General features: G+C 62.4%; 27 protein-coding genes, 1 tRNA gene and 2 pseudogenes. 15 read left to right on the top strand and 15 right to left on the bottom strand.

Annotation, left to right across the window (positions count from 1 at the left end; genetic code table 11):
- The first annotated feature begins 27 nt into the window (after positions 1–27).
- A complete protein-coding gene (locus tag C6W92_RS00755; RefSeq protein WP_164989147.1) occupies positions 28–726 on the top strand; it encodes a class I SAM-dependent methyltransferase in 699 nt (232 codons plus the stop codon).
- Positions 723–1,706 (top strand): helix-turn-helix domain-containing protein, encoded by a 984-nt coding sequence (locus C6W92_RS00750; RefSeq protein WP_129431168.1) that lies wholly within the window; start codon positions 723–725, stop codon positions 1,704–1,706. The genes C6W92_RS00755 and C6W92_RS00750 overlap by 4 nt, the downstream gene beginning before the upstream one ends.
- Positions 1,707–1,710: 4 nt before the next feature.
- Here the strand turns inward: C6W92_RS00750 and C6W92_RS00745 are convergent, their stop codons facing one another.
- The 3 genes from C6W92_RS00745 to C6W92_RS00735 all read right to left on the bottom strand — a co-directional run bounded on the left by C6W92_RS00745 (position 1,711) and on the right by C6W92_RS00735 (position 3,216).
- Positions 1,711–2,199 carry a MerR family transcriptional regulator gene (locus C6W92_RS00745; RefSeq protein ID WP_164989146.1) on the bottom strand — a complete coding sequence of 163 codons (489 nt, stop codon included), beginning with the start codon at positions 2,197–2,199 and terminating at the stop codon, positions 1,711–1,713.
- Positions 2,132–2,422: a nitrate/nitrite transporter NrtS gene (nrtS, locus tag C6W92_RS00740; protein ID WP_129431166.1), complete on the bottom strand. Its 291-nt coding sequence runs from the start codon at positions 2,420–2,422 to the stop codon at positions 2,132–2,134. The genes C6W92_RS00745 and nrtS overlap by 68 nt, the downstream gene beginning before the upstream one ends.
- Before the next feature lie 92 nt (positions 2,423–2,514).
- Positions 2,515–3,216 (bottom strand): OmpW family outer membrane protein, encoded by a 702-nt coding sequence (locus C6W92_RS00735; protein ID WP_129431165.1) that lies wholly within the window; start codon positions 3,214–3,216, stop codon positions 2,515–2,517.
- A gap of 291 nt (positions 3,217–3,507) precedes the next feature.
- Here C6W92_RS00735 and C6W92_RS00730 point away from each other — a divergent pair.
- Positions 3,508–3,867, top strand: a pseudogene (locus tag C6W92_RS00730) (ATP-binding cassette domain-containing protein); the annotation flags it as partial.
- Between the two features lie 401 nt (positions 3,868–4,268).
- Here C6W92_RS00730 and C6W92_RS00725 read toward each other — a convergent pair.
- Both C6W92_RS00725 and C6W92_RS00720 read right to left on the bottom strand, forming a co-directional pair.
- Complete coding sequence (locus C6W92_RS00725; RefSeq protein ID WP_129431164.1) at positions 4,269–4,838, bottom strand: NapC/NirT family cytochrome c; 570 nt, start codon at positions 4,836–4,838, stop codon at positions 4,269–4,271.
- A gap of 94 nt (positions 4,839–4,932) precedes the next feature.
- The gene (locus C6W92_RS00720) at positions 4,933–6,264 is read right to left on the bottom strand and encodes an ethylbenzene dehydrogenase-related protein (RefSeq protein ID WP_129431163.1); all 1,332 of its coding nucleotides are present in this window, start codon (positions 6,262–6,264) and stop codon (positions 4,933–4,935) included.
- Between the two features lie 400 nt (positions 6,265–6,664).
- On the opposite strand from C6W92_RS00720, the pseudogene C6W92_RS17590 reads away from it, so the two are divergent.
- A pseudogene (locus C6W92_RS17590) lies at positions 6,665–6,818 on the top strand (IS481 family transposase); the annotation flags it as partial.
- A gap of 277 nt (positions 6,819–7,095) precedes the next feature.
- Here C6W92_RS17590 and C6W92_RS00710 read toward each other — a convergent pair.
- Positions 7,096–8,022: an isoaspartyl peptidase/L-asparaginase gene (locus C6W92_RS00710; protein ID WP_129431162.1), complete on the bottom strand. Its 927-nt coding sequence runs from the start codon at positions 8,020–8,022 to the stop codon at positions 7,096–7,098.
- Between the two features lie 204 nt (positions 8,023–8,226).
- On the opposite strand from C6W92_RS00710, the gene C6W92_RS00705 reads away from it, so the two are divergent.
- The 4 genes from C6W92_RS00705 (at position 8,227) to C6W92_RS00690 (ending at position 13,707) form a co-directional block, all read left to right on the top strand.
- Positions 8,227–9,087, top strand: a complete 861-nt coding sequence (locus C6W92_RS00705; protein WP_129431161.1) for a cyanophycinase — start codon at positions 8,227–8,229, stop codon at positions 9,085–9,087.
- Positions 9,074–11,716: a cyanophycin synthetase gene (cphA, locus tag C6W92_RS00700; RefSeq protein WP_129431160.1), complete on the top strand. Its 2,643-nt coding sequence runs from the start codon at positions 9,074–9,076 to the stop codon at positions 11,714–11,716. The genes C6W92_RS00705 and cphA overlap by 14 nt, the downstream gene beginning before the upstream one ends.
- Positions 11,717–11,786: 70 nt before the next feature.
- A complete protein-coding gene (locus C6W92_RS00695) occupies positions 11,787–13,085 on the top strand; it encodes an ATP-grasp domain-containing protein (RefSeq protein ID WP_129431159.1) in 1,299 nt (432 codons plus the stop codon).
- A gap of 82 nt (positions 13,086–13,167) precedes the next feature.
- Positions 13,168–13,707, top strand: a complete 540-nt coding sequence (locus C6W92_RS00690) for a CocE/NonD family hydrolase (RefSeq protein WP_241691033.1) — start codon at positions 13,168–13,170, stop codon at positions 13,705–13,707.
- A gap of 21 nt (positions 13,708–13,728) precedes the next feature.
- On the opposite strand, the gene C6W92_RS00685 is transcribed toward C6W92_RS00690, so the two are convergent.
- From C6W92_RS00685 to C6W92_RS00660, 6 genes are all read right to left on the bottom strand, one after another.
- A tRNA-Phe gene (locus tag C6W92_RS00685) sits at positions 13,729–13,803 on the bottom strand.
- Positions 13,804–13,879: 76 nt separating this feature from the next.
- On the bottom strand, positions 13,880–14,062 hold the full coding sequence (yacG, locus tag C6W92_RS00680; protein WP_129431158.1) for a DNA gyrase inhibitor YacG: 183 nt from the start codon (positions 14,060–14,062) through the stop codon (positions 13,880–13,882).
- On the bottom strand, positions 14,059–15,087 hold the full coding sequence (locus tag C6W92_RS00675) for a ribonuclease E/G (protein ID WP_129431157.1): 1,029 nt from the start codon (positions 15,085–15,087) through the stop codon (positions 14,059–14,061). The genes yacG and C6W92_RS00675 overlap by 4 nt, the downstream gene beginning before the upstream one ends.
- Entirely contained in the window at positions 15,084–15,662 is a 579-nt protein-coding gene (locus C6W92_RS00670) for a nucleoside triphosphate pyrophosphatase (RefSeq protein WP_129431156.1), read from the bottom strand. The genes C6W92_RS00675 and C6W92_RS00670 overlap by 4 nt, the downstream gene beginning before the upstream one ends.
- A gap of 10 nt (positions 15,663–15,672) precedes the next feature.
- Positions 15,673–15,891 (bottom strand): translation initiation factor IF-1, encoded by a 219-nt coding sequence (infA, locus tag C6W92_RS00665; RefSeq protein ID WP_005978431.1) that lies wholly within the window; start codon positions 15,889–15,891, stop codon positions 15,673–15,675.
- An 82-nt stretch (positions 15,892–15,973) separates the two neighbouring features.
- On the bottom strand, positions 15,974–16,858 hold the full coding sequence (locus C6W92_RS00660) for a carbon-nitrogen hydrolase family protein (protein WP_129431155.1): 885 nt from the start codon (positions 16,856–16,858) through the stop codon (positions 15,974–15,976).
- Between the two features lie 124 nt (positions 16,859–16,982).
- Between C6W92_RS00660 and C6W92_RS00655 the strand changes: the two genes are divergently transcribed.
- Complete coding sequence (locus C6W92_RS00655; protein WP_129431154.1) at positions 16,983–18,017, top strand: hypothetical protein; 1,035 nt, start codon at positions 16,983–16,985, stop codon at positions 18,015–18,017.
- 106 nt (positions 18,018–18,123) lie between these two features.
- Here the strand turns inward: C6W92_RS00655 and C6W92_RS00650 are convergent, their stop codons facing one another.
- The 3 genes from C6W92_RS00650 to C6W92_RS00640 are packed head-to-tail and all read right to left on the bottom strand — an operon-like array spanning position 18,124 to position 19,914.
- Positions 18,124–19,173 carry a YeeE/YedE family protein gene (locus C6W92_RS00650; RefSeq protein WP_129431153.1) on the bottom strand — a complete coding sequence of 350 codons (1,050 nt, stop codon included), beginning with the start codon at positions 19,171–19,173 and terminating at the stop codon, positions 18,124–18,126.
- Positions 19,174–19,209: 36 nt separating this feature from the next.
- Entirely contained in the window at positions 19,210–19,524 is a 315-nt protein-coding gene (locus C6W92_RS00645; protein WP_104020036.1) for a metalloregulator ArsR/SmtB family transcription factor, read from the bottom strand.
- A 27-nt stretch (positions 19,525–19,551) separates the two neighbouring features.
- A complete protein-coding gene (locus tag C6W92_RS00640; protein ID WP_129431152.1) occupies positions 19,552–19,914 on the bottom strand; it encodes a hypothetical protein in 363 nt (120 codons plus the stop codon).
- 78 nt (positions 19,915–19,992) lie between these two features.
- Between C6W92_RS00640 and C6W92_RS00635 the strand changes: the two genes are divergently transcribed.
- The 6 genes from C6W92_RS00635 to soxA all read left to right on the top strand — a co-directional run bounded on the left by C6W92_RS00635 (position 19,993) and on the right by soxA (position 23,603).
- Entirely contained in the window at positions 19,993–20,730 is a 738-nt protein-coding gene (locus C6W92_RS00635) for a cytochrome c biogenesis protein CcdA (RefSeq protein WP_104020034.1), read from the top strand.
- A 12-nt stretch (positions 20,731–20,742) separates the two neighbouring features.
- Entirely contained in the window at positions 20,743–21,321 is a 579-nt protein-coding gene (locus C6W92_RS00630; RefSeq protein ID WP_129431151.1) for a thioredoxin family protein, read from the top strand.
- A gap of 117 nt (positions 21,322–21,438) precedes the next feature.
- Positions 21,439–21,909, top strand: a complete 471-nt coding sequence (gene soxX, locus C6W92_RS00625) for a sulfur oxidation c-type cytochrome SoxX (protein ID WP_129431150.1) — start codon at positions 21,439–21,441, stop codon at positions 21,907–21,909.
- Positions 21,910–21,953: 44 nt separating this feature from the next.
- The gene (soxY, locus tag C6W92_RS00620) at positions 21,954–22,370 is read left to right on the top strand and encodes a thiosulfate oxidation carrier protein SoxY (RefSeq protein ID WP_104020031.1); all 417 of its coding nucleotides are present in this window, start codon (positions 21,954–21,956) and stop codon (positions 22,368–22,370) included.
- 23 nt (positions 22,371–22,393) lie between these two features.
- Positions 22,394–22,723 carry a thiosulfate oxidation carrier complex protein SoxZ gene (soxZ, locus tag C6W92_RS00615; RefSeq protein ID WP_129431149.1) on the top strand — a complete coding sequence of 110 codons (330 nt, stop codon included), beginning with the start codon at positions 22,394–22,396 and terminating at the stop codon, positions 22,721–22,723.
- A 28-nt stretch (positions 22,724–22,751) separates the two neighbouring features.
- Positions 22,752–23,603: a sulfur oxidation c-type cytochrome SoxA gene (gene soxA, locus C6W92_RS00610; RefSeq protein WP_129431148.1), complete on the top strand. Its 852-nt coding sequence runs from the start codon at positions 22,752–22,754 to the stop codon at positions 23,601–23,603.
- The last annotated feature ends 56 nt before the right edge of the window (positions 23,604–23,659 follow it).

Genomic DNA, 23,659 nt, shown 5'->3' with positions numbered 1-23,659 from the left:
ACCCCGTCTCTGGAGCCGGCGCAATTCATGCGCTGGCTCGCAGGGTTGCCGCGACAGCGCCGGGTCATCGTTGAATGCGGTGCCGGCGAGGCCGAGATCAGTGGCTTCATGTCGAAGCATTTCAACCTCGCCATTGCCACGGACCCGAAACCACCAAAATCCGCCTACCCAGCGCCCGCCGCATCACCCGTGGGATACGTCAAGTGCAGCGCGGAAAATCTACCATTGCCATCAGATAGCGTCGACATGGTGGTGTCCATGCAAGCGCTGCATCACTTCGATTTGGCACCGCATCTTGCCGAGGCCCATCGCGTACTGGACGCGGGCGGAATCTTTGCCGCGCTCGCATGGGGAGAGATCGAATTACCGGAGGATGTCCGAGGTGCCTGCACGGATTTTTTTTCGCTAATCGACCACTTCTGGGAACCAGAGCGCGGCTGGGTGGTTTCAGGCTACGCGGGGCTCGCGTTTCGCGGAGAGAAGGTCGAACTGCCTCGTGCCGCCCTGTGCAGGACCGTTTCCGTGGAGGACTTGATCGGGGTCTTTCGCGGGTGGAGCGCTTGCAAGGCGGGGCAGCGGGAGTGTCCGGGGCCGCTTGAAACTGCGCTTGCAAGTCTGCGTATGCTAAGATGTTCTGGCATCCGGATATCCTGGCCCATTGTGGGCCAAGTATTTCGAAAGACCCGAAACCCGTCGAAGATATCAAACTCGAATAGACAGACGTGACGACATCAGAACACAACACCACGGTCTTCGAGATTTTCGTGCAGGGCAAGTTCTGCGATCTGGAGCTTGCCGCGATCATCCACACTCTCCAGACCGCGAACATGGTGCATGGCGCACAGCGCTTTGCCTGGCGGATCATTTCGGATCGACCCGGGATCGTTCAGGGGGCCGGCGCCTGCCTCGTGCGGGCGGAGCCGGTCATTCCCGACCACTGTCTGGCCGATTTCCTCATTGTCATTTCGTCGAGAACCGCCGATCCCGCCGTCTGGATGGCACGCATCCGCAGCATGCGACGGCTGGGGCGCACGGTGATCCTGCTGGCCGATGCCGCCACCACCTTCATCGCCCGCACCCAGATCGAGACCGGCGCCGTCACGACCCATTGGGCCGATGCGGTTGTCCTGCGCGAGACCCAGGATCAGCCGCGCCTGACCGAGAACCTGTCGGAATTCTCCAACGGCATCATTACTGCGGCGGGCCGCGCGGCAACGGCGGAATTGGTCATCGGCCTGCTAGCCCGTGACCCGCCCGTGTCAGAGATTACCGAGATCGGCCGCCACCTGCTCCTGCCCGAGATCCGCACCAGTTCCAGTACCCAGCCCTTCGCCCCAGAGGCCTTTCACAAGTTCTATGACGAGGCCGTGTCGGACGCCCTCGCCATCATGGGAGAGAATCTTTCGGACCCGCTCTCCATCGCCGAGATCGCCAGTCAGGTAGACATCTCGCAGCGCTGCCTAGAACGGCGTTTCCGCGCCGTGTTCGAAACCTCGCCGGGCCATTACTACAAGCAATTGCGAGTCCGGCGGGCGCATCACCTGATCCAGAGTACGAAACTGCCGCTGATCGACATCGCCGCCGCCACCGGCTTTGGCGCGACCGGCACGCTCGCAACCGCCTTCAGGAAATTCTACGGCATCACGCCCACGGATTTCCGTGGCAAGCACAGAGAGCGTGTACTGGACTATTCAGCCGAGGTTTGAGGGCTCAGGCGGGTTCGCCGCGCCAGATCATATCCGCCAAGGGCGAGGTTTCCGATACCGTGTTCATCGGACAGGTAGGACATCCCGATCGGGATGGCTTGTTCTTGCAGCCACGGCATTCATTGACCGCGCTCAAAACACTGTTCACTTCGCCCTGAAGTTCGATAGCAAGGCGGGCCATGAGCATCAGGGTATCGGACAGTTCACCGAGCCTGGCCGTCACCTCTTGCGAAGAGCCTGCGCCGGTGGAGTGATGGGCCCGGACCCCCGCGATCGATGCGATGACTTCGAGCGGGATATCAAGATCCCGCATGTTCTGGATCAGCTTTGCCAGAACGACGTCACGCTCGCCATAAGTCCGCGTCCCTCCGTCGCTGCGCTCCGGATTCAGGATGCCGAGATCCTCGTAATGGCGCAACGATCGCTCACTCAAGCGACTGCGCCGCGCGAGCTCCCCGATCTTCATCTGTCTTGTGGCGCTGGTCTTGGCCAAGGGAATTCTTCCTGTAATCTCTCGTTGCGGATAGCGCCCCATACATAGCAACAAAAAACGGAACGCAATAGGTCAGGCCGGCCTTTGCAAGATCACTTTCGGCGGAGCCGAAAATTGCGTCGCTCTGGTTGATAAGGTTGAGGATGGTCCCGACGATGATGGCAACCCGGGCGGACCGCGTGACGATGGCTTTCGATACCCCGAGTCCCGAGAAAATTTCCATGTGCTTCTCCTACCCTGTGGTCATTTCGTGGCCATTGCTGCGAATGCCCCGGCAAGTCGGGGCATTCGCGCTTTTCCGGTCGCAGATCGTGATCAGAATCGATACCCGATCCCGATACCCGCGACGACAGGATCAATGGAGGCCTTGCCGAAAACGGCGCCTCCGGCGGTCGTGACCCGTGCGTTGATGTCAACGAAGAATTTCTTGATATCGGCGTTGAGATACCAGTTGTCCTTCAACTTGATATCAACACCAGCTTGCAGCACGAAGCCTGGATTGTAGGTCTCCAGATTGAACGATGTTGCCGGACCCATGCGGCTCTCGGAGGTAACAACCACAAGCGCCGGACCCGCCCCGACATAGGGCTTTATGCCGCCGCTCCGGGCGTGGAAATGATACTGGGCCATTACAGAAAGCGGCACGAGCCATGCGTCACCGATGTTCGGACCGCCGCCAGCCAGGGAAATCTTGTGATTCGTGATGCAGCAAATGGTTTCAAGCGCGATGTTGTCCGTCAGGAAATACGACAGGTCGATTTCCGGAATGATCTGATCGGACACATGGGTTCTCACGGGGACGTTGTATCGCGCGCTATCTTCGGGGAGAACACCGGCAAGCCTGCCCCGGACCAGAAATCTGTTTGCCCATCCGTCGCCTGACACCCTGGCGTCCTGCGCCAGTGCGCCCCCCGCGAGCAAGGCGATTGCCGACAGGATGAACGGAAAGGAAAACAGTATTTTTCGGAGTCGATTCACCCGTCTTGGAATCGCTCCCGGTTCGCTCACGTAATTCATCGCTATCTCCTCCCAATTGGAAATTGTATTTTGGAAGAGAGATTTTATATGCGATCTCCTCTGGAAATTGCAGTTTTCCCCTCCATAAATCTGACGTTAATGTGAGATTTATGGAGAATCAAGCATCCTCTTCGCGCACTTGTTGAGGCGGACATCCGCATGATGGACGCGGCCCTCTTGTGACCGCATTTCCACCGCGCAGCGCGGCTTGACTGGCCCTATAATCTCTTTGGCCTTCGCCCATGCTCACCGGTGTGGACGGCGCGCTGCCTGTCCGAGAAAGCGCGCATCATGGGCGCAGTATTCCGAACGCAAGACCTGACAAAGGTTTACGACACCGGCGAATTGCAGGTCCGGGCGCTGGATGGCGTCAACCTAGAGCTTTACTCCGGCGAGCTGGCGGTGCTGCTCGGGCCGTCCGGCAGCGGCAAGTCCACGCTGCTCAATATCCTCGGCGGGCTTGATCATGCGGCCTCGGGCAAGGTCTGGTTTCGCGACTTGGAGCTGTCCTCGCTCAAGGACCGGGATTTGACCCTCTATCGGCGAGATCATGTCGGGTTCGTTTTTCAGTTCTATAACCTTGTGGCCAGCCTGACGGCGCGCGAGAACGTGCAGCTGGTCAGCGATGTCACGCCCAACCCGATGCCCGCCCAAGCTGGACATGGTCAGCTATCCCTACTTGCCACGCGCCGAGGTCGAGACGATCTTTGACCTGCCGCTCCATCATCCATGAGATGCTGCGGTGTGGCCCGTGGAAGCGAACATTCACCGCGAGCGTGAATTCTGCCTTTCAGGGGCCAGTAGCCAAGCACGACAAGCCGGTCACCTCTCACCGTGGCCCTGAGAAATCGTCTCGCAGTCAGTCGAGACGTGCCTGGATTGCCGGGTGATTGCTGCGCCGCGTGCCGCGGAAGGTCGAGATTTCGGTCGGGCATCAGGTGGCTTTTTCACAGGCCGGATCAGTTTCTCCTCGTCCAGCAGGCCGCTCGCAACGCCCGACCGCGAGGTGGATCATCGGCGGTGTAGGCCTGCCCCGATCTTGGCCCGCCTCATCAATAGGAACTGACGATGGCGTCGAACTCCTCGGACAGCGCCGTTTCCTTGTGCACCAGATCGTAATGGCACACGATGCAGGTGATGTTCTTTTCCTGTGCCTCGGCATGTTGGCGCTGGCCGCGCACGCGCTCGGGCTTGATCTTCTCCATCACATGGCAGGAGCGGCAGTTCTCGCTGTCATTGTTGACAAGATGCATGCGCACCCGGTTCGCGGCATCAAAGCGAACCTCCTCGAACTCCTCTACCGTGTCGATGCCCAGGATGAGGTTGGCATAAAGCTCCCGCGTCCCCTTGATGTGATCGATATAGGCACCGATCAGATCCTCGGACACATGGCAGTCTTTGCACTGCGGAACGACACCGGAGATGGTGGTCCCGTGGGCGGATTCTGCCAGTTCGACTGCCACTGTCGCCTCCATTACATGGCAGGTCTGTGCGCAGAACTTGTTCGACGAAAAGTACCGGTCGACGCCATCGGCGGCTGGCGCGCCAACGACAACCCCGACACCTATGCCGACCAGCACGGTGATGCCTGTCAGCCCGCCTGTCCATTTCCAGAGCCGCATCTCGTCTCCCCTTCCTGTGAAGTTGTCCGGGATCGGACTGGGGTCGCATCATGTGCCGGTGCGACGCCAACCCGAAATGCGTGGGGCAAGCCGCTTACTGAAGCGGCGTTGCCTGGATATCACCCTCGGCCCCGAAGCCTATGGAGACCGGGAAGCCAACGTAGTGGAAGCGAGTGGTGACATTGTCGTCGTGAACCGCGAAGCCAAAGTTGTAGGCCTTGCCGTCTTCGATGATCTTGTCGTCCTCCGGGTGGCCGGTGTCCCGCTTGCGCGTCCACTCAACCGTCCAGACACCGTCTTCCCACTTGCTCGTCACCTGGTCGTTGTCAGCGGCCGAGCCCTCGGCGCCGGCACGGCTCACCAAACGACCGGGAAGCACGTCACCCGCCTTCCAGCCCGCGTCGGGATCGTAGGCGACGACGTTCTCCTCGTGGATAAGCACATAAGGCTTCGAAGGATCGCCGATGTCATCGACGGTGATCGCCTTCACGCCGACTTTCTCGGCGTCGAACATGAACTTCGGCGTCATGGTCTTGCGATCGACGTTCCAGCTGAACGGGTTCTTGCCGGCGTCGAACAGGCGATATTCAAGCACATAGCCGTCGTCCGCCATGCCCACCGGCGCGCTGCGCGCCGCCCGCCACTGCATGAGGTCGACGAACTTGCCCTCGGCCTTGAGCGCGGCGATCTCGTCGGCGAGCTTCGTCGCGTCCCAGCTCGCCTCCTCATCGGTGCGCGAGGACGGCAAGTACTTGCGGATGTCGCCCTTGTTCAGGCCCTCGCTTCCCAGAATGGGGTTTGAAGCGATGTCGTCCTTGCTCGCCTCCTCGGGCATGTCGCGCATGCCGTTGTGGCACGAAAGCCAGCAGCCCTGCGCGGCGAAATTCGGCACCGAGCCGTCATCGACCATGATCGCCAGCCGGTCCTCGTAGAGCGGCGGCTGCTCGCCGCTGCGCACCTTCGAGGACGCCCGGTGGCTGCCGTAGAACTCCCACGCCTCGCCGTTGTAGCGGATGTAGTTGTGCATTTGGCCCGGGCGGTCCATTTGGGTCTTCCACTGGAACCGGAAGTGGGTGTTTTCATCGTCGTAGGCGACCTGCATGGCAAGGTCGACAGTGGCGTTCTTGCCCTCGATCGGATCGGGCTCAAGCCGCTCGCCCGTGACGATAAGCTGGCCGATATCCTTCTCCTCGCCCTCGTGGCAGGAGACGCAGGAATCGCCCTCGATCACCTTTGAATAGGCCCGCTTGTGGTCGGAACTGCGCAGCCAATCATAGCCGCTCTGCCCGGGATAAAACAACGTAAGGGTGGTTTTCGGGATCGCCGACCAGTCCACCGCCGATTCCGCCCGGACATTCGATGGAAGCGAGAGCGCTGCAAGAACCCCCATGGCAAGCCCGATCACAGGTGCAAGTGGTAACTTCATGGCAGACCCTCCTCTCGTTGTTGGGCTTCGATCTCAAAGAGCCCCCTGAAACGGGGCGCCCTCCAAACACGTTGATCGACATCGAGAGAACCGGCTATGATCGGCTAAAGCGCCCACAAGCAATGGTTGTACCTCAGCGGAGGCTACGGCCTCCGTTGCGTCCGCACACTGATCTCGATCAAGGCGGAACGCTCAATGCGTGCTCCGCCTGGCTGATTCGTTGCTCATAGATGTGTCTGGGGGATTCAAGTCGGTCGACCCGAGCCAAGGCCACGTTGGCTCGACCGTGCTGCGTCCGCTTGTTCAGGCATATCTGAATGGCACTGCCAGTCTGGAAAGTGGTATCAACGATGCCGTTTGGGAACTCGGTGTCAGCAGGGCAGCGGTCTGGCGTTGGATAAAGCGTCTCGCCGACTTCATGGACGCATACAACTTCGCTCGCAGACTCAAGACGCTCAGCGCGTCTCACACCCAACGAATACATCTGCAAGATCTGGACTTCAGACCCAGATCGATTCATCCTCGATCCGATCCACCAAATGCCGGGACTGAACACCTTATGGACGGTTCCGATTTTCCATTCTTACACAGAGTTGTTCGATGCCGTGTGCAGCGGGTTTTCATGTTCTGATCGTAAGATTTCGCGCTGTGGCGAAAATTGTTTGTTTCGAGTCCTGGTCTTGGAATGGATTACTTTACGGGAATAGATACCAACTACTGAATAACGGTATTGGCAGATAACGCCTGACCCTCGTCAAACGCGTAGCGACGCGTATCTGGATGCAAACTTATGAGTTTGGTGTCCTGGGGGGTGCCTTTTCGGACGCGGTTTCAATAAATAGCCGTTACCGGCTCGCCGCCTTCTATCACGCAACCCCGATACATCCCGTCGCAGTTGAACGGCATGGCGAGTGCCCCGTCACGGTCGACACAAATCAATCCGCCCGAGCCGCCGATGGCGGTCAGGTCGCCCAAGATGACCTGGCGTGCCGCTTCGGCCATCGGTTGTCCGGCCAGCCTCATGCGCGCGTCGATTTCATGCGCGACCGACAGGCGGATATAGGCCTCGCCATCGCCGGTGGCCGAAACCGCGCAGGTGGCCTCGTCGGCGAAGGTTCCAGCACCGATGATCGGGCTGTCGCCGACACGGCCCCTACACTTGGCCGTCATCCCGCCTGTTGATGTCGCAGCGGCGAGATTGCCAGCACGGTCAAGCGCGACGGCCCCCACCGTTCCGTGACGCCGTGCGGGGTCATCGTCGAGCGTGCCATCAGCTTCCATCTGCAGTGTGCTTTGCAAACTGTCCCAGCGTTCGTGCGTGAAGAAATAGGCATCGTTCTCGAAGGCCAGCCCCGCGTCCCGCGCGATCTCAAGCGCCCCATCACCGACCATCAACACATGTTCGGTCCGCTCCATGACAGCACGTGCAAGGCGCACGGGATTGCGCACTCCAGAAATACCGGCGACCGCCCCGGCCATGCGCCCGCGCCCGTCCATGATCGCGGCATCCATTTCATGTGTGCCATCCCGAGTAAATACTGCGCCTCGACCGGCATTGAAGAGAGGTTCGTTCTCAAGCGCCTCGACCGCGACCGTGACTGCATCAAGGGCAGTGCCGTTGCGCGACAAAACCGCCTCTCCGGCGGCCAGAACGCGTGCGAGGGCGGCGTGGCAGGCACCCTCGCGTTCGGGCGACATCTCGGCACGAGGCAAGACACCGGCACCACCGTGAATGGCGAGCACGAAACCTTTGGTCATGGGATACCCCTTTCCGATTCATGGGCAGGCGGCGTTGCCCTTGCGGCGGCATGACGCCCGGACAGCCTGCATGAACGAGTGACAAGCATGTTACGTTGCGATGAATACCTGCACACTAGTCCAGTATCTAGTAACGAACTTGTTTGTAGAGTAAAGATTTCCACAATATGTAGGAGGTGTGTACCATTGACTGGAGGTCCGTTCATGGACATGTCGATTCGCCCCGTGCCCAGAGGCAAACTCGTCGCCATCGGCGGTGCCGAGGATAAAGCCTCGAACACCGAGATCCTGAGACAGGTCGTGGCGTTGAGCCAGACCGAGGAACCGGTCGTCGGTGTCATAACCACCGCCAGCAGCATCCCCGACGACGTATTCGCCGAGTACCGTCAGGTGTTCGAGGGGTTGGGTGCCGGCGAGGTGCTGGACGTGCGTATCCGCGAGCGTGCAGATGCGGCCTCATCGGCCTTGCTCGACATGCTTTCGCGCAGCGACGTGATTTTCATTTCCGGCGGCGACCAGATGCGCCTGACCAGTATTCTGGGCGCGTCTGATGCACTTGCGATGATCCGCAAGCGCTACGGCGAGGGGGCTGTCATCGCGGGGACGAGCGCGGGCGCGGCGTGCCAGTCGACCACGATGGTCTATGGCGGGCACGCGACGGATTCGCTGCGCAAGGGCGCGGTCAAGATGTCTGCGGGCTTCGGGCTGATCGAGGGCGTGATCATCGACACGCATTTCCTTGAACGGGGGAGATTCTCGCGTCTGATGGAGGTTGGGGCGACAAATCCCGAGTATCTCGGCGTGGGTCTCGGAGAAGATGCGGCAGTCCTCTTTGAGAACGACAACATCTACGCTTTCGGCCCCGGTCACGTCATCCTCGTTGACAGTTCGGCCATTACCGGTTCCAATGTTTTCGATCTTTCTGACGGTGAGGCGGTGAGCGTCCACAACGTCATAATGCATGCGCTGGTCGGCGGGAACGGGTACAGTTTGACGGACCGGCGGGTCCTTGGGCCGAAAGAGCTCAGGACTGGCAGCCTGGAGCATAGGAATGCGTATACTTGAGCACCGCGCGCTGCGCGGGCCAAACTATTACAGCCGCTATCAAGCGATCTACATGCGGCTCGACATCGAAGAACTTGAAGATCGCCCGAGTGACAAAGTTCCCGGTATTTCCGAAAAGCTGGAAGCGATCATACCTTCAATCCACGAGCATCGCTGCTCGGTCGGTAAGCCGGGCGGATTTCTGCAAAGGGTACAGAACGGCACTTATGCCGGTCACATGGTCGAACATGTGGCAATCGAATTGCAGAACATGATCGGGTTGTCGGTCGGCTACGGCAAGACCGTCGATAGCTATGAAACCGGTGTCTACAACGTGGTCTATCGCTACCGTGACGAGGCCACCGGCCTCGCAGCGGGGGAGGCCGCGGTCGAGATCGTTCAAAAGCTTTACAATGGCGAGTATGTCGATCTTGAGCCGATCATCGAACATCTCAAAGAGGTGCGTGACGCCAACGCGCTCGGCCCCTCGACAGGGTCAATCGTAAACGCAGCCAAGGCGCGCAACATCCCCTGGTACAATCTGACCGAGGGCACCAGCTATACCCAGCTGGGGCACGGCGTCAAACAGCGCCGGTTCCAGGCCACGGTCACCGACGAGTCGGGTATCATCGGCCACTCCATCGCCGACGACAAGGACTGGACCAAACAGATACTGGGCGAAGCGGGTATCGCGGTGCCGCGGGGCTATACGTGCTATTCCTGGGACGAGGTCAAGGAGGCCGCAGAATGGATTGGCTGGCCGGTGGTCACCAAGCCGCTGGCGGGCAATCACGGGCGCGGCGTGACCACCGATATCACCAATCTGGATGACCTGAAGTCGGGATACGAGGCGGCTCTTGCGCGGGTGCGCGATGATTCCGGTGCCGTGATCGTCGAGAGCTACATCAAGGGAGAGGATCACCGCATGCTGGTGATCGGTGGCAAGCTGGTGGCCGCCGCGCGCCGCCGCCCGGCGCATGTCACCGGCAATGGCAAGTCGACGATCCAGGCGCTGATCGACACCGCCAACGAGGATCCGCGCCGCGGCGTGGGCCATGAGAATCTGCTGACCCAGATCCATGTCGACGAACAGACCCATCGCATGCTCGAACAGGCTGGGCTCACGCTCGACAGCGTACCACCCGAGGGTGAGATGGTGTTCCTGAAATCGACGGCCAATATCTCGACCGGCGGGACAGCCACCGATCTCACCGACGAGGTGCATCCCGATATCAGGTTTTCGATGGAACGGATCGCGCGGCATATCGGGCTCGACGTGATCGGGATCGACCTGCTGGCCGAGACGCTGACGAAACCGCTCGACCAGCAATCTGCGGGCGTGGTCGAAGTCAACGCCGGCCCCGGGTTCCGGATGCACATGGCCCCCACCCATGGCACCCCGCGCCCGGTGGGCGAGCATGTCGTCGATATGCTGTTTCCCGACCCCACCGAGAATGGCCGCATCCCGATCACCGCGATCACCGGCACCAACGGCAAGACCACGACGACCCGCCTGACCACGCATATCCTGCGTCAGTCGGGGTATTCGGTGGGCATGGGCTGTACCGGAACGGTCGAGATCGACAACTATGTAATCCTGCGTGGCGATTATTCCGGCCCGGCGGCTGCACAAGCCGTGCTGCGAGAGCCTACGGTCGAGCATGCGGTCCTCGAGGTTGCGCGCGGCGGCATCATGCGCCGAGGTCTGGGCTTTGACGAATGCGATGTGGGTGTATTGCTCAACATTGCGTCGGATCATCTGGGCGAACGCGACATCCACACGCTGGAAGAGCTGGCACGCTGCAAGACCGTGGTGGTTGACGCCGTCAAGAAAGAAGGCGGCTATTGCGTGCTCAATGCCGATGACCCTTTGGTGATGGAGCATGGCACCTACTGGGCGCGCGGCGAGATCATCTATTTCACGATGGACCCGGAGAACCCTGCGCTACTGGAACACCTGAGCGAACGGCGCATGGTCGTCACGGTCAAGAACGGCCGCATAGTCTTGCTGCGAGGCAAGGTTGAGGTCGATGTGGTGGATGTGAACGACGTGCCAATCGCCTTTGAGGGCCATGCGCCCTTCAACGTGCAGAACGCGATGGCGGCCGCCGCCGTGGCGCTGGCACACGGCATCGAGATCAACGACATCCGCGCCGGGCTGCTGACCTTCCACCCGACCCCTGCGCAGATGCCCGGGCGCACCAACTATTTCGAGGCCGACGGCGTCTATTGCCTGATTGACTACGGCCATAACGTGCCGGCGCTGGTGGCGCTGGAGCCGCTCGTGAACGGGCTTGGGCAACAGCGCAAGATCGGCGTGTCGACCGCACCCGGCAATCGCCGTGACGATGACCTTTCCGCTCTGGGCGCGCAGCTCGCCAAGATGTGCGACGTGCTCTACGTCTACGAGTCCGACGCGCGCGGTCGCGCCGAAGGCGAGACGGCGGAGCTGATCCGGAAAGGCGCAGCCGACGCCGGATCAGAGTGCGTGGTCGAGGTCATCATGAAGGAAAAAGACGCCGTTGACCGGGCCATGGCAGATGCCGTGCCGGGCGATTTCCTGCTGTTGCTGGTGGACGATATCATTGGCACCACGGAACGGCTCAAGGGACGGAGTTTTCCGGTTCAGTCTGATCTCGCCCAGGCCTGAGGAGAAACGGCACGCACACGGTGCGTCGGCCTCACCGATGCGCACGCCCTGATCAGGAAGGACCAACATCATGACCGAGAATGTTTTCGTCGTCGGATTGAACGCAATGAATACCGAGCGACTGACCCGGCTGCGGGGTGTCGAGGATGTCGTCTTTCACCCGCTCCTGACCTCCGAGGCGGTCTCGGACACGCAGGAATTCGATATCCCCGCCATGCTGCGTGAAGCCGAGGCGACGCTCGACGCCTTTGACGGCTCAATCGACGCGATCGTCGGCTATATCGACTTTCCCGTCTCCACCATGCTGCCCCTGCTTTGCAAGAAATACGGCACCCGGAACGCGTCGCTGGAAAGCCTTTTGAAATGCGAGCATAAATTCTGGTCGCGCAAGGTGATGGCCGAGGTGATCCCCGAGCACGTGCCGAAATTCACTGCTTTCGACCCGTTCGACGACAACGCGCTGTCGCGGATCGGCAAGGCCGATCTGCGCTTTCCGTTCTTCGTCAAGCCGATCAAGTCATCCGGATCCCGTCTCGGCTTTCGCATCGACAGTCCCGAGGATTTTGAATACGCGGTTGCGGCGTTTCGTGCCGAAATCGGCCAGATTTCAGAGCCGTTCAACTATGTGCTGAATCAGGCCGATCTGCCGGATGAGATCAAGGCGATCGAAGGGCATTACTGCATGGCAGAACAGGTCATCGGCGGGCGTCAATGCACTGTCGAGGGATATGTGCACGAGGGCGAGGTCGTGCCCTACGGCACCGTGGATTCGATCCGCTATCCGCAGGTGCTCAGCTTTTTCTACTATCTCTACCCCTCGACCCTGCCGCGCCGTGTGCAGGACGACATGAACGAGATCACCCGCAAGGTGATGGCGCATATCGGCTATGACAATGCCGGATTCAACATCGAATATTACTGGGACGAGGTGCAGGATAAGATCTGGCTGCTGGAGATCAACACCCGTATCGCGCAATCTCATTGCGACCTGTTCGAGATGGTGGACGGGGTGAGTCATCAGCAGGTGACGGTCGATCTGGGTCTCGGGCGCAAACCCGACATGCCCCAGGGCGAAGGGCCGGAAAACGTCGCCGCGGAATTCTTTTACCGGGTGTTTTTTAATGACGCCGCGGTGGCGCGCGCACCGTCGCGCGCCGAACTCGAGGTGGCGGCCGAACAGGTCGAAGGCACGAGGATCGCGTCCTATGTCACACGGGGCATGCAGCTCTCGGAATTGCCCGAACAGGATGCCTACAGCTATGCCGTGGCCTCGATCTGGATGGGCGCGCGCAAGCAATCCAAGCTGTTGTGGAACTACGAGCAGGTGATGAAACGGCTGAATTACGAATTCACCGATATCGTGGAGTAACGGGGGCTGACGCTGGACATCGCCCTGTAACGGGGCGATAGGCGCGGCACCCCTTAACCGTCAAAGGCCTGGGAGCTTCCGGATGAAACTCGATCACCGGCTTCCCGTGCCCGTTCGGGAGATTGAGCATCTTGAAATCCCGATGCCCGATGGCACCCGGCTCGCCGCACGCATCTGGATGCCGACGAATGCCGAAACCCTGGCCGTGCCCGCGATCCTCGAATACATCCCCTATCGCAAGAACGACAAGACTCTGGAGCGTAACCATGCCCGCGCGCCGTGGATAGCGGCGCAGAGCTATGCCTATGTCCGGGTCGATCTGCGCGGAACGGGCGAATCCGAGGGGGTGATGACCGACGAGTATACCGAGATCGAGCTTCGGGACGGATGTGATGTCTTCGCCTGGATCGCCGATCAAGCGTGGTGCGACGGCGGCGTCGGGATCGTGGGCATTTCCTGGGCCTTCGTTCGAGCGACTGCGGGTGCACCAGAGGCAGACTGGGAACCTTTTGTCAGGTCACGAACACTAGATCGAGGTTGTGAGGTTGCCCAGCCTTGGGTCAGAAATTTAGCTAGGTTACACATGAATTACACGCGCCTCTGTTCGAAACTCAGGAAGTGACCTATAAGTCATTGATTTTAATGGTGCCCGGGGGCGGAATCGAACCACCGACACGAGGATTTTCAATCCACTGCTCTACCCCTGAGCTACCCGGGCACGGGTGAGGGTCTGGCCCTCGGGTGGGCGTGTCTTAGGCGAGCGTGGGCGGGCTGTCCAGAGGCTTCGCGCGATTTCAGTGCGGTTTTTGCGCTTCGTTTTCCGCCGCTTCCACGGCCTCGGCGATCTCGTCGGGATCGTCAGACGGCACGCGGTATCCCTCGGCGAACCACTTGCCAAGATCAATATCGGCGCAGCGGCGCGAGCAGAACGGGCGGTAGCGCGCCACCGTCGCCTTGCCGCAGATCGGACAGCTCATCGCATCACCTCGGCAAGCGGGATGCGCGCGCGCTGTCGTTGTAACTCGTAATGGCCGAGCGGGGTCCATCCGGCCAGCACCGTCTCCACCTCGTCGCGGCGGAACGCGGCGCGCAGCGCGTCCTCGAACACGCGGCGGTCTTTCTTCGGCATCGGCGCGAGGTCGAGCGTGATTTGCCCGCCGAGGCCCCGCAGCCGCAACTGCCGCGGCAGGTCGCGCGCCAGCGCAAGGTTGGCCTTGAGACCGGCAGCGGGGCTTGTGTCGGTGCCGGTGTTCACATCCACCGCGACGAGCGCGCGCGTCGGCTCGACAAAGGCACTCGCGCCACCCGGCAGGGTCATCCTCGGCGTGCAGAGATCGTCGATCCGCTCGAGAACCCCGAACTCCTCGAAACAGCCGGGCTCGCGGCCCAGCTCGTCGGGCAGCGGCCAGTCGCGCCACGCACGGGCATGGGGACCATCCCCCTCGAGCAGCTTTTCCGGCGCACGCCCCTCGGCGTCACTCTTCACCGCCTCGGCCACCTCCCGCATCTGCGCGATATCGGCGGCGATCTCGTCATCCCCGGCGCTCTCGCATGCCGAGCGCAGGATCAGCCCCATGCCACTCCCGCCCATTGCCTCCGCCGCGATCGCGTGGAGCCGCGCACGCGTTTCTTCATCGCGGATCGCGCGCGAGACATTCTGCCCCGGCGCCTCGGGGGTGACGATGGCATACCGGCTCTTGAAGAGTACCCGCACGGTGACCGGGATTGCCTTGCCCGGCTCGGCATGACCCGTCACCTGGACGAGCAGCGCCTGCCCCGGTGTAATCCCCTTGACCTGCCGCAGGAAGGCATTGCCATCAGGCGTGCGCAGGAACAGGCCGCCCTGCCCCTTGACCGGGCGGTCCGCGATGGCGCGATAGATGGTGCCAGGACGGGGAGTTTCACCGTCGATGAGAAGATCCTCGAGCCGACCACCATGCATCAGTGCCGCCGCCTCGCGACCGCCAAGGTGATCGAGCGCGACAGTGATGCGTTCCGTCATGCGTCGGCCTTCCACATTGGGTAGCCTGCGGCCTGCAACAGCCCGGCGGTTTCAGTCAGCGGCAGCCCGACGATGCCTGTGAACGATCCCGATATCCACGGTGCAAACGCTCCGGCCATGCCCTGGATGCCATAGCCGCCCGCCTTGCCCTGCCACTCGCCGGAGATGAGATAGGCGTTGATCTCCTCGTCCGAGAGCCGCTTGATCTTCACCGCGCTCACCACGTCGCGTTGCCACAACCGCTCGCCGCGCCGCACCGCCACCGCGGTGATGACCCGGTGCCGCCGCCCCGAGAGCGCGTGGAGGAATTGCGCCGCCTCGCCCACATCGGCGGGCTTGCCGAGGATGCGGCGACCCATGGCGACAGTGGTATCGGCGGCGAGCACTATGTCATCCGTGTCGGCTTCGACGGCCCGCGCCTTTTCCCGGGCCATGCGCGCGCAATAGGGGCGGGGCAACTCGCCCTTACCGGGGGTCTCGTCGATCTCGGGAGGGCGGATCGCATCGGCGATCACGCCGATCTGCGCCAGCAGGTCACGGCGGCGCGGGCTGCCCGAGCCGAGGATCAAGCGCATCGAACCGCGCTTACTTGAAGCGGTAATTGATCCGACCCTTGGTCAGATCGTAGGGGGTCATTTCCACCTGTACCTTGTCGCCCGCAAGAACCCGGATCCGGTTCTTGCGCATTTTGCCTGCCGTGTGCGCGATGATCTCATGGCCGTTCTCAAGCTCGACCCTGAATGTCGCGTTCGGCAGGAGTTCCTTGACGACACCGGGAAATTCGAGCGTGTCTTCCTTGGCCATGGTCTCTCCTTGCACATAAATTCCGCCCTCGTGCGGAACGCGCCTTTAAATGCGCCCGTTTCCCGCGATTTTCAAGGTCTAATCAGCGCAGGCGCACGGGTGTGACCGTGGCGTCACGACCGGTCTGATCATCCCAGTGACGGCGGTTGAGCACGACGCCATCGGCGCGCACATGGGCGACGGTGCCGAGGTCCACCTCCGCCACGGTCCATCCGGGGCGGTTGAGCGTGCCCTCGGCGATCACGCCGGTGGGCGGAAAGCCGGTATCGGGCGGGCCGAAGATGCCGCCCATGCCGGTATTGGCATCAACCGCCGGTGACCAGGCCGCATCCCCCACCGTCGAGGCCATGACGGTGACGCATTGCGCCTCGAGCGCGCGGGCCATCGCACCGATGCGAACGCGGGAATAGCCGGTGAGCGCCTCGGTGCAGGACGGGGCGAGGATCAGGTCGGCGTCGCTCAGCGCGCGGCCCAGCAGGGGAAACTCGCAGTCATAGCAGATCAGCACGCCGATTTTCCCAAGCGCAGTGTCGAAGAGCCGCAGCGGCCCGCCGGGCGCCACGCCCCACTCCTCGCGCTCGAAGCGCGTCATGATCTGCTTGTCCTGATGCCCACGCGCGCCGGTTGGGGTGTAGAGCGTGGCGCGATTGACAGGCCGATCGCCGAGTGCGGAATCGAAGACCGGGGCCGATGCACCGAGGATATGCAGCCCGTGGTGCGCAGCCAGATCGGTATGAAGATCGCCCGCATCCGTCATCGCGGCATCGACTGCGTGCAACGACCGCTCCAGGTCACCCGCGGCCTCCGCGCCCGAGAGCATCGCAAGCTCCATCGCCCCGTATTCGGGAAAGACGGCGAGATCGGCACCTTCGGCCGCCGCCCGGCCCACCCAGTCCGACAGCTTCGCGGCATACTCCGCCCATTGGCTGAGCGGATCGAGGGGATAGGCGGCGGTGGCGATCTTCATGGTGGTCGACTCCGGGGTTGTGGTGTCTTCCTTCCATATCGCCCGCATGCGGGCACGTCGAGCAATTGCCGCCATGTGCCGCACCGTGCTACGCTCACGCGAACGAGGCAGGGCAGCCCGGCACATGAGAAGAACGGCACTCCGTAAATACCAGCGGCTAGAGGCGGCGGGGCTGTGGCGGCCTGAACCGGGCGCACAGCGGCTCGATGTCGTCGTGTCGCTCGGCGAGGCGACGCTCACCATCACCGATATCCGCGACCGCGTGCAGGCGCACTGGTCACTGGCGGCCATAGCCCGTGCAAATCCCGGTGCGTCCCCTGCGCTCTATCACCCCGATGCCGATCCCGGCGAGACGCTTGAGATCGCCGAGGGCGAGGACGAGATGATTGCTGCCATCGAGATGCTGCGCACCGCCATCGCGCGCCAACGGCCAAGACCCGGGCGCCTGCGCTTTGCCGGGATGGCGGTGAGCCTTCTGGCGGTGGTTCTGGTTGTCACGCTCTGGCTCCCGTGGGCAGCGCGCGATCACGCGTTGCGCGTCGTGCCAGAGGCGAAGCGCACCGAGATTGGGCAGGCGTTGCTCGATCACGTCTTTCGGGTGACAGGGCCGCCGTGCCGGACGCCGGGCGGCGCGGGTGCAGTCGCCGCTCTGGAACAGCGGCTGCCGCCGGAAGATGGGCGCGCACGGCTCGTGGTAGTGCGCAGCGGTGTCCGTGACGCGCTGCGGCTGACCGGCGGCACAACGCTTGTCAACGCCGATCTCGTGGAGGATCACGACACGCCGGACGCGGTGGCCGGTCACATCATCGCGGCACATCTGCGCGCCGAGGCCCGCGACCCACTCGACCGGCTTCTGGCCGACGCCGGTTTGTGGGAGGTGCTTCGGCTGATGGCCACCGGAAGCCTCAGCGACGAGACCCTGCGCGCCCATGCCGAAGCGTTGCTCAGGAACCCGCCTGAACCGCCGCCCAACGATGCGCTGATCGCCGGGTTTGCCCGCTGGCAGGTACGCGCCACGCCCTACGCCTATGCCCGCGACATCACCGGCGAGACGGTCCTCGCCCTGATCGAGGCCGATCCCTTCGCGCGTGACGCCGACCTGCCCCCAATCCTGAGCGACGGCAACTGGCTGCGCCTGCAGGGTATCTGCGGGGGGTGAAGCATCGATGGCCTGGGCGGTGGCAAGGGGCACGGGTGCCTAGCCCTGTGCGGCAGCGCTATCCCGGATGTCAGCAAAAACCCGTTCGCCCCGCAAATCCAGGCGTTCACGCAAAGCCGGTGATGAGCTGCCGCAGGCCGAGCGCCGCCCCTGCGAAGATGGCAGCCAACGTGACCGGCGCGCTCAGCGCCAGCACCGAAAACGCCGACATACCCTGCCCGACCGAGCAACCCACAGCGATCACCCCGCCAAAGCCCATGCACACCCCGCCGAGAATCTGGCGGCGCAGTTCGCGCGGGTCTTCGCACGCCTCCCAACGGAAATGGCCCTGGACAAAGCTGCCCAGGAGCGCCCCCGCCAGCACGCCAAAAACCGAGGCAACGCCAAAGCTGATGCCGGTTCCGCTGCTCGCGGTCATCAGGTAGAGGATCGTATCGCCCAGCGGGGCCGAAAACGTGTGCGAGATCACCTCCTGCGGGGCGAAGCCGTGGGTAGCCACATGCGAGGTCACCGCCCAGCCCGAGGCAATGGCGAGTCCGACTGCCGAGCCCCAAAACACCGCGCGCCGATTGGCGAGGAACGGACCCGACGCCAGCGCCATCACCGCGATGCCGAACGACAGGCCAAGCCCTGCCCAGACCAGCGGTAGCCCAGTAAGCGTGGACACAATCTCGGCATAGCTGCGGGTCTGCCAGCCAAGGCTGGTGGCGTCGGTCAGGGCCACGCGTAGCGCGGCCAGCGGGCCGGACATCATGATATAGGCCGAGATGCCCATCACCAATACGATGACGAAGGCCCGTAGATCGCCTCCGCCCAACCGTGCCAGCGCACCGTGGCCGCAATTCCCGGCGATCGACATGCCATAGCCGAAGAGCAGCCCGCCAACCACGCTGGCAAGCGGCGACCACGGCGTGCGCCAGTAGACATTAGCGCCGATGTCGAAGAGGCCCAGCGCTGCCATGCCGAACCCTGCCACCCCGGCAAACCCAATGGCCAGCCCCCACATCCGCAGGCGCGTGTCGCTACCTTGGTAGAGCAGGTCCTCGATCGCACCCAGCGTACAGAACCGCCCGATCCGGGCCGCGAGCCCCAGAAGGATACCGCCACCGAACGCCACCAGCGCGATGAGGATCGGATCGGGAATGTCGGTGGCCATTACGCTTCCTCCCTCCGCCCGGCGCCACGACCCCTGTCACGCAGTATGGCAGAACAGGTCATACACCACCGAGAGCATTCTCCTGGTGCGCTCGTCTGTCAAACGATAATAGATCGTCTTGCCCTCACGTCTCGGAGTGACCAGCCCCTCCTGCCGCAGCCGCGAAAGCTGTTGCGACACCGCCGCCTGCCGCGCGGACAGCAGCGTTTCAAGCTCGGAGACAGATTTCTCGCCGGTGGCAAGGTAGCACAGGATCATCAGCCGCCCCTCGTGGCTGATCGCCTTGAGAAACTCCGCCGCGTTGCAGGCGTGGCGGTGAAAATCGTCAAGGCTTTGCGGGGTGATGTCCATCGGATCAGGTCCGTCATTTGGGTGGGGTCACGGCAGGGACGTGGCCTTGGGATGCGCGTCAAGAAGCTGGCCGAGCAGGAACCAGAAGAACTCGTCGCCTGCGTAGCCCTCGATCCGGCCAAGCTCGCGCCCGTCGTCGATCAGCACGAAGGTGGGCGTGAACACTGGCCGCGAGGCGAACTCGACATTCTCCGGCAGGTCATTGATCTGCGCGCGGCGCAGCGGCGCGCGGGTGGCCTCGTCGGTCTTGGGATAGATCGGGCCGATCTCGGCGTTCCAGCGCTCGCACCAGTGACAGCCGTGCCGCTCAACCATCAGCAATTCCGCCGCTTGCGGCGCGCCGGGCAGGATGGCGAGGATCAGACCGAGAATGAAGACGGGCACGCGCATAGGCGCTCCGATTGACGGATGTTCAAAAACATATGATAGTTTGAATGTGAATCTGTTGCAACCTTCCCGGGGTCCCTGATGTTCGATGTCTCCTTGCTGAGTGCCTTTCTTGGTGGGCTCGTGGTGTTCTTTTCGCCCTGCGTGCTTCCGATCGTGCCGTTCTACCTCAGCTACATGGCAGGGGCGTCTGTCTCTGCGGTAACGGCTGAGGGCGCCATTCCAGCGGGAGTGCGGGCGCGTGCTTTCGCCGCCTCGGTGATGTTCTCGGCGGGGATCATTACGGTTTTTGTCCTTCTGGGTGCTGCTGCCTTCGGGCTGAGCCAGGCGTTTCGCGCGCATCAGACAGAATTTCGCGCAGTGGCCGCGCTCATCGTACTGGTGATGGGGTTGCACTTCCTGGGCGTGCTGCGCATCGGCTTTCTCAATCGCGTGTTCCAGATCGAGGCGGGCGAGACCAAGGGCATGTCGGTGATGGGCGCATATCTCGTCGGCTTTGCCTTTGCCGCCGGCTGGACGCCCTGCGTGGGCGGCGTGCTGACTGCGGTGGTGTTCACCGCGAGCACAGAGGCCACGGCGATCAAGGGGCTGGGGCTGATGCTTGTCTTCGGGCTCGCCATGACAACGCCGTTCATGGTGGCGGCGCTGTTCATCGGGCCGTTCCTGCGCTTCGTTGCGCGGTTTCGGCAGTACCTGCCGGTGGTGGAGAAGGCGATGGGCGCGTTGCTAATCGTTTTTGCCGTTCTGATCGCCACCGACAGCGTCAACTACATCGCGCAATGGATGCTCGAGGCCTTTCCGGTCTTTCAGAAAATCTAGGGAGGAGACGACATGACACGAATTCTGACCCTGATGGCGGCGCTCCTGCTGGCGGTGCCGGTCGCCGCGGCGGAGCTCGGCGATGACGGGCTGCACAAGACCGACTGGATGCGCGAGACGTTCAAGGACTTGCGTGAGGATCTTGCCGAGGCCAATGCCGAGGGAAAGCGCCTGATGCTGATCGTGGAGCAGCGCGGCTGCATCTACTGCACAAAGATGCACGAGGAGGTGTTTCCGCGCGCCGAGATCGCAGACTATATTCGCGAAAACTATTTCGTGGTGCAGATCAACCTGCACGGCGATATCGAGGTGACCGATTTCGACGGGGAATCACTGAGCGAAAAACAGGCCACGCGAAAGTGGGGCCTGCTGTTCACTCCGTCGATCCTGTTCCTGCCCGAGGAGGTGCCGGAGGGGCAAACCGCGGCCGAGGCGGCGGTTGCGATGATGCCCGGCGCATTCGGCCCACAGACTACGCTCGACCTGCTGACATGGGTGAGGGAAAAGCGATACGCGCTTGATACGGATGAGGATTTTCAGAGGTATCACGCACGGATGATCGAGCAGCGCGCTGCCGCAAAGTCGGAGTGAACACGGCCAATCATGAGCGCGCGAATACATCAAATTCAATAATCAGAATTTAATGTTGTGTGCTCGCGCGTTTGTGTTCTATGATATACTGAATTCTGAATGTGTTAGGGAGGACGCATGAGACGCAACATTATTTCCCTGGCCCTCGCCTGTGCGGCTTCGGGTGCCGCGGCGGCGGAGGTCGCGCCTGGCGACGTGGTCTTCGAGGTGGGCGCCGTGGCGCAGTCTCTGACCGGACAACCTGGCGACCCGGTTCGGGGGCGCGAGGTGGTCGGGACGAAGTCACTCGGCAATTGCGTGGCCTGCCACGTCAATTCCGAGATGAGCGACGTTCCGTTTCAGGGCGAGATCGGCCCGCCCCTCGACGGGGTCGGCGACCGCTGGAGCGAGACGGAACTGCGCGGCATCGTCACCAACGCCAAGATGATGTTTCCCGGCTCGATGATGCCGTCCTTCTACAAGGTCGACGGGTTCATCCGCCCTGGCAACGCTTATACCGGCGACGCGGCGGACGACAGCTTTGGCCCGCTTCTGACCGCACAACAGATCGAAGACGTGGTCGCCTACCTGCTGACCCTCAAGGAATGATACCGCGCCCGCGCGCCGGGCGGCCTGTAAAGGAGAAACACGAGATGACACTGACAAGACGCAGCGTGATGGTGATGGGGGCGGGCGCGTTCGTGGCCTTCGGCCTGCCGATGCGGGCGACCGCCGCCGCCGAGGACCGGATCGCCGAGTTCACCGGCGGGGCGGAAATGGGCAGCGAAGGCATCACCCTGACCGCGCCCGAGATCGCCGAGAACGGCAATACCGTGCCGATCGAGGTGGATGCGCCCGGCGCCGAGGCGATTCTTGTGCTGGCAACGGGCAATCCGACGCCCGGCGTGGCCGAGTTCAAATTCGGCCCGCTGGCTGGATCCCAGAGCGCCTCGACCCGCATCCGGCTGGCCGGAACGCAGGACGTGGTGGCGATCGCCAAGATGAAGGACGGCTCGTTCGCCAAGGCATCGAGCAACGTCAAGGTCACCATCGGCGGCTGCGGCGGCTGAGGCAGAGACAGGAGACTAGGACAATGGCAGACAACGTCAGACCCCGCGTGAAAGCACCGCGCAAAGCCAAGGCCGGTGAGGCGGTTACCATCAAGACCCTCATCAGCCACCCGATGGAATCGGGCCAGCGCAAGGACAAGGATGGCAACACCATCCCGCGCTCGATCATCCACCGCTTCACCTGCGAGTACAACGGCGAGATGGTCGTCGACGTGGCGATGGAGCCCGCGATCTCGACCAACCCGTATTTCGAGTTCGAGGCCGTGGTGCCCGATGCCGGTGACTTCAAGTTCACCTGGTACGACGACGACGGCTCCGTCTACGAAGAGACCAAGAGCGTCGCGCTGGCCTGATCGGCCTCATCGTCAGGGAGGGACGAACATGAAAAGAACCGCAGCCATAACGGCGCTACTGGGCGCGATCACGGCGGGGGCGGCTTGGGCCGAACCCGTCGAGGATAAGCTGACCATCAATGGCGAGATCGAGATGACCACCTGGACCGAACCCTCTGCGGTGGTCGAGGGCGCCCTACCCGAGGTGATCTCGGGCTGGCACTTCCGTGGCACCGAGACCCGGGCCATGCAGTCGGACGATTTCGACAATCCCGGCATGATCTTCGTCGAGGACGCGATGGCGGCCTGGGACAAAGTCGAGGGCGAGGCAGGCAAATCCTGTGCAAGCTGCCACGGTGACGTGGAGGACAGCATGAAGGGCGTGCGCGCGGTCTATCCCAAGTGGAACGAGACCGCGGGCGAGGTCCGCACGCTGGAGATGCAGGTGAATGCCTGCCGCACCGAGAACATGAAGGCCGAACCGCTGAAATATACCGGCACCGACATGACGAGCATGGTGGCACTGATTTCCTCGGTCTCGCGCGGTCTGCCCGTCAACGTGGCCACGGATGGCCCGGCGGCCGAGACGTGGGAGAAGGGCAAGGAGCTCTACTACACCCGTACCGGCCAACTGGAGCTGAGCTGTGCCAATTGTCACGAGGACAATTACGGCCGCATGATCCGCGCCGACCATCTTAGCCAGGGGCAGATCAACGGCTTCCCCGTCTATCGGCTGAAAAACACCAAGCTGAACTCGGTGCATGCCCGGTTCAAGGGCTGTGTGCGCGACACCCGCGCCGAGACCTACAAGCCCGGCAGCCCCGAATTCGTGGCGCTGGAACTCTACGTCGCGAGCCGCGGCAATGGCCTGTCGGTCGAGGGACCGTCGGTCCGCAACTGATTGGAGAACCCCGCCGGGCGCTGCCCGTGCGGGGTTTTCTTCAAGCTTAAACATTC

Source organism: Roseovarius sp. A46, assembly GCF_004126395.1.
Taxonomy (GTDB): domain Bacteria; phylum Pseudomonadota; class Alphaproteobacteria; order Rhodobacterales; family Rhodobacteraceae; genus Roseovarius; species Roseovarius nitratireducens.
The sequence above is the reverse complement of the archived record's forward strand: the minus strand, read 5'-3'. Positions and strand labels throughout refer to the sequence as shown.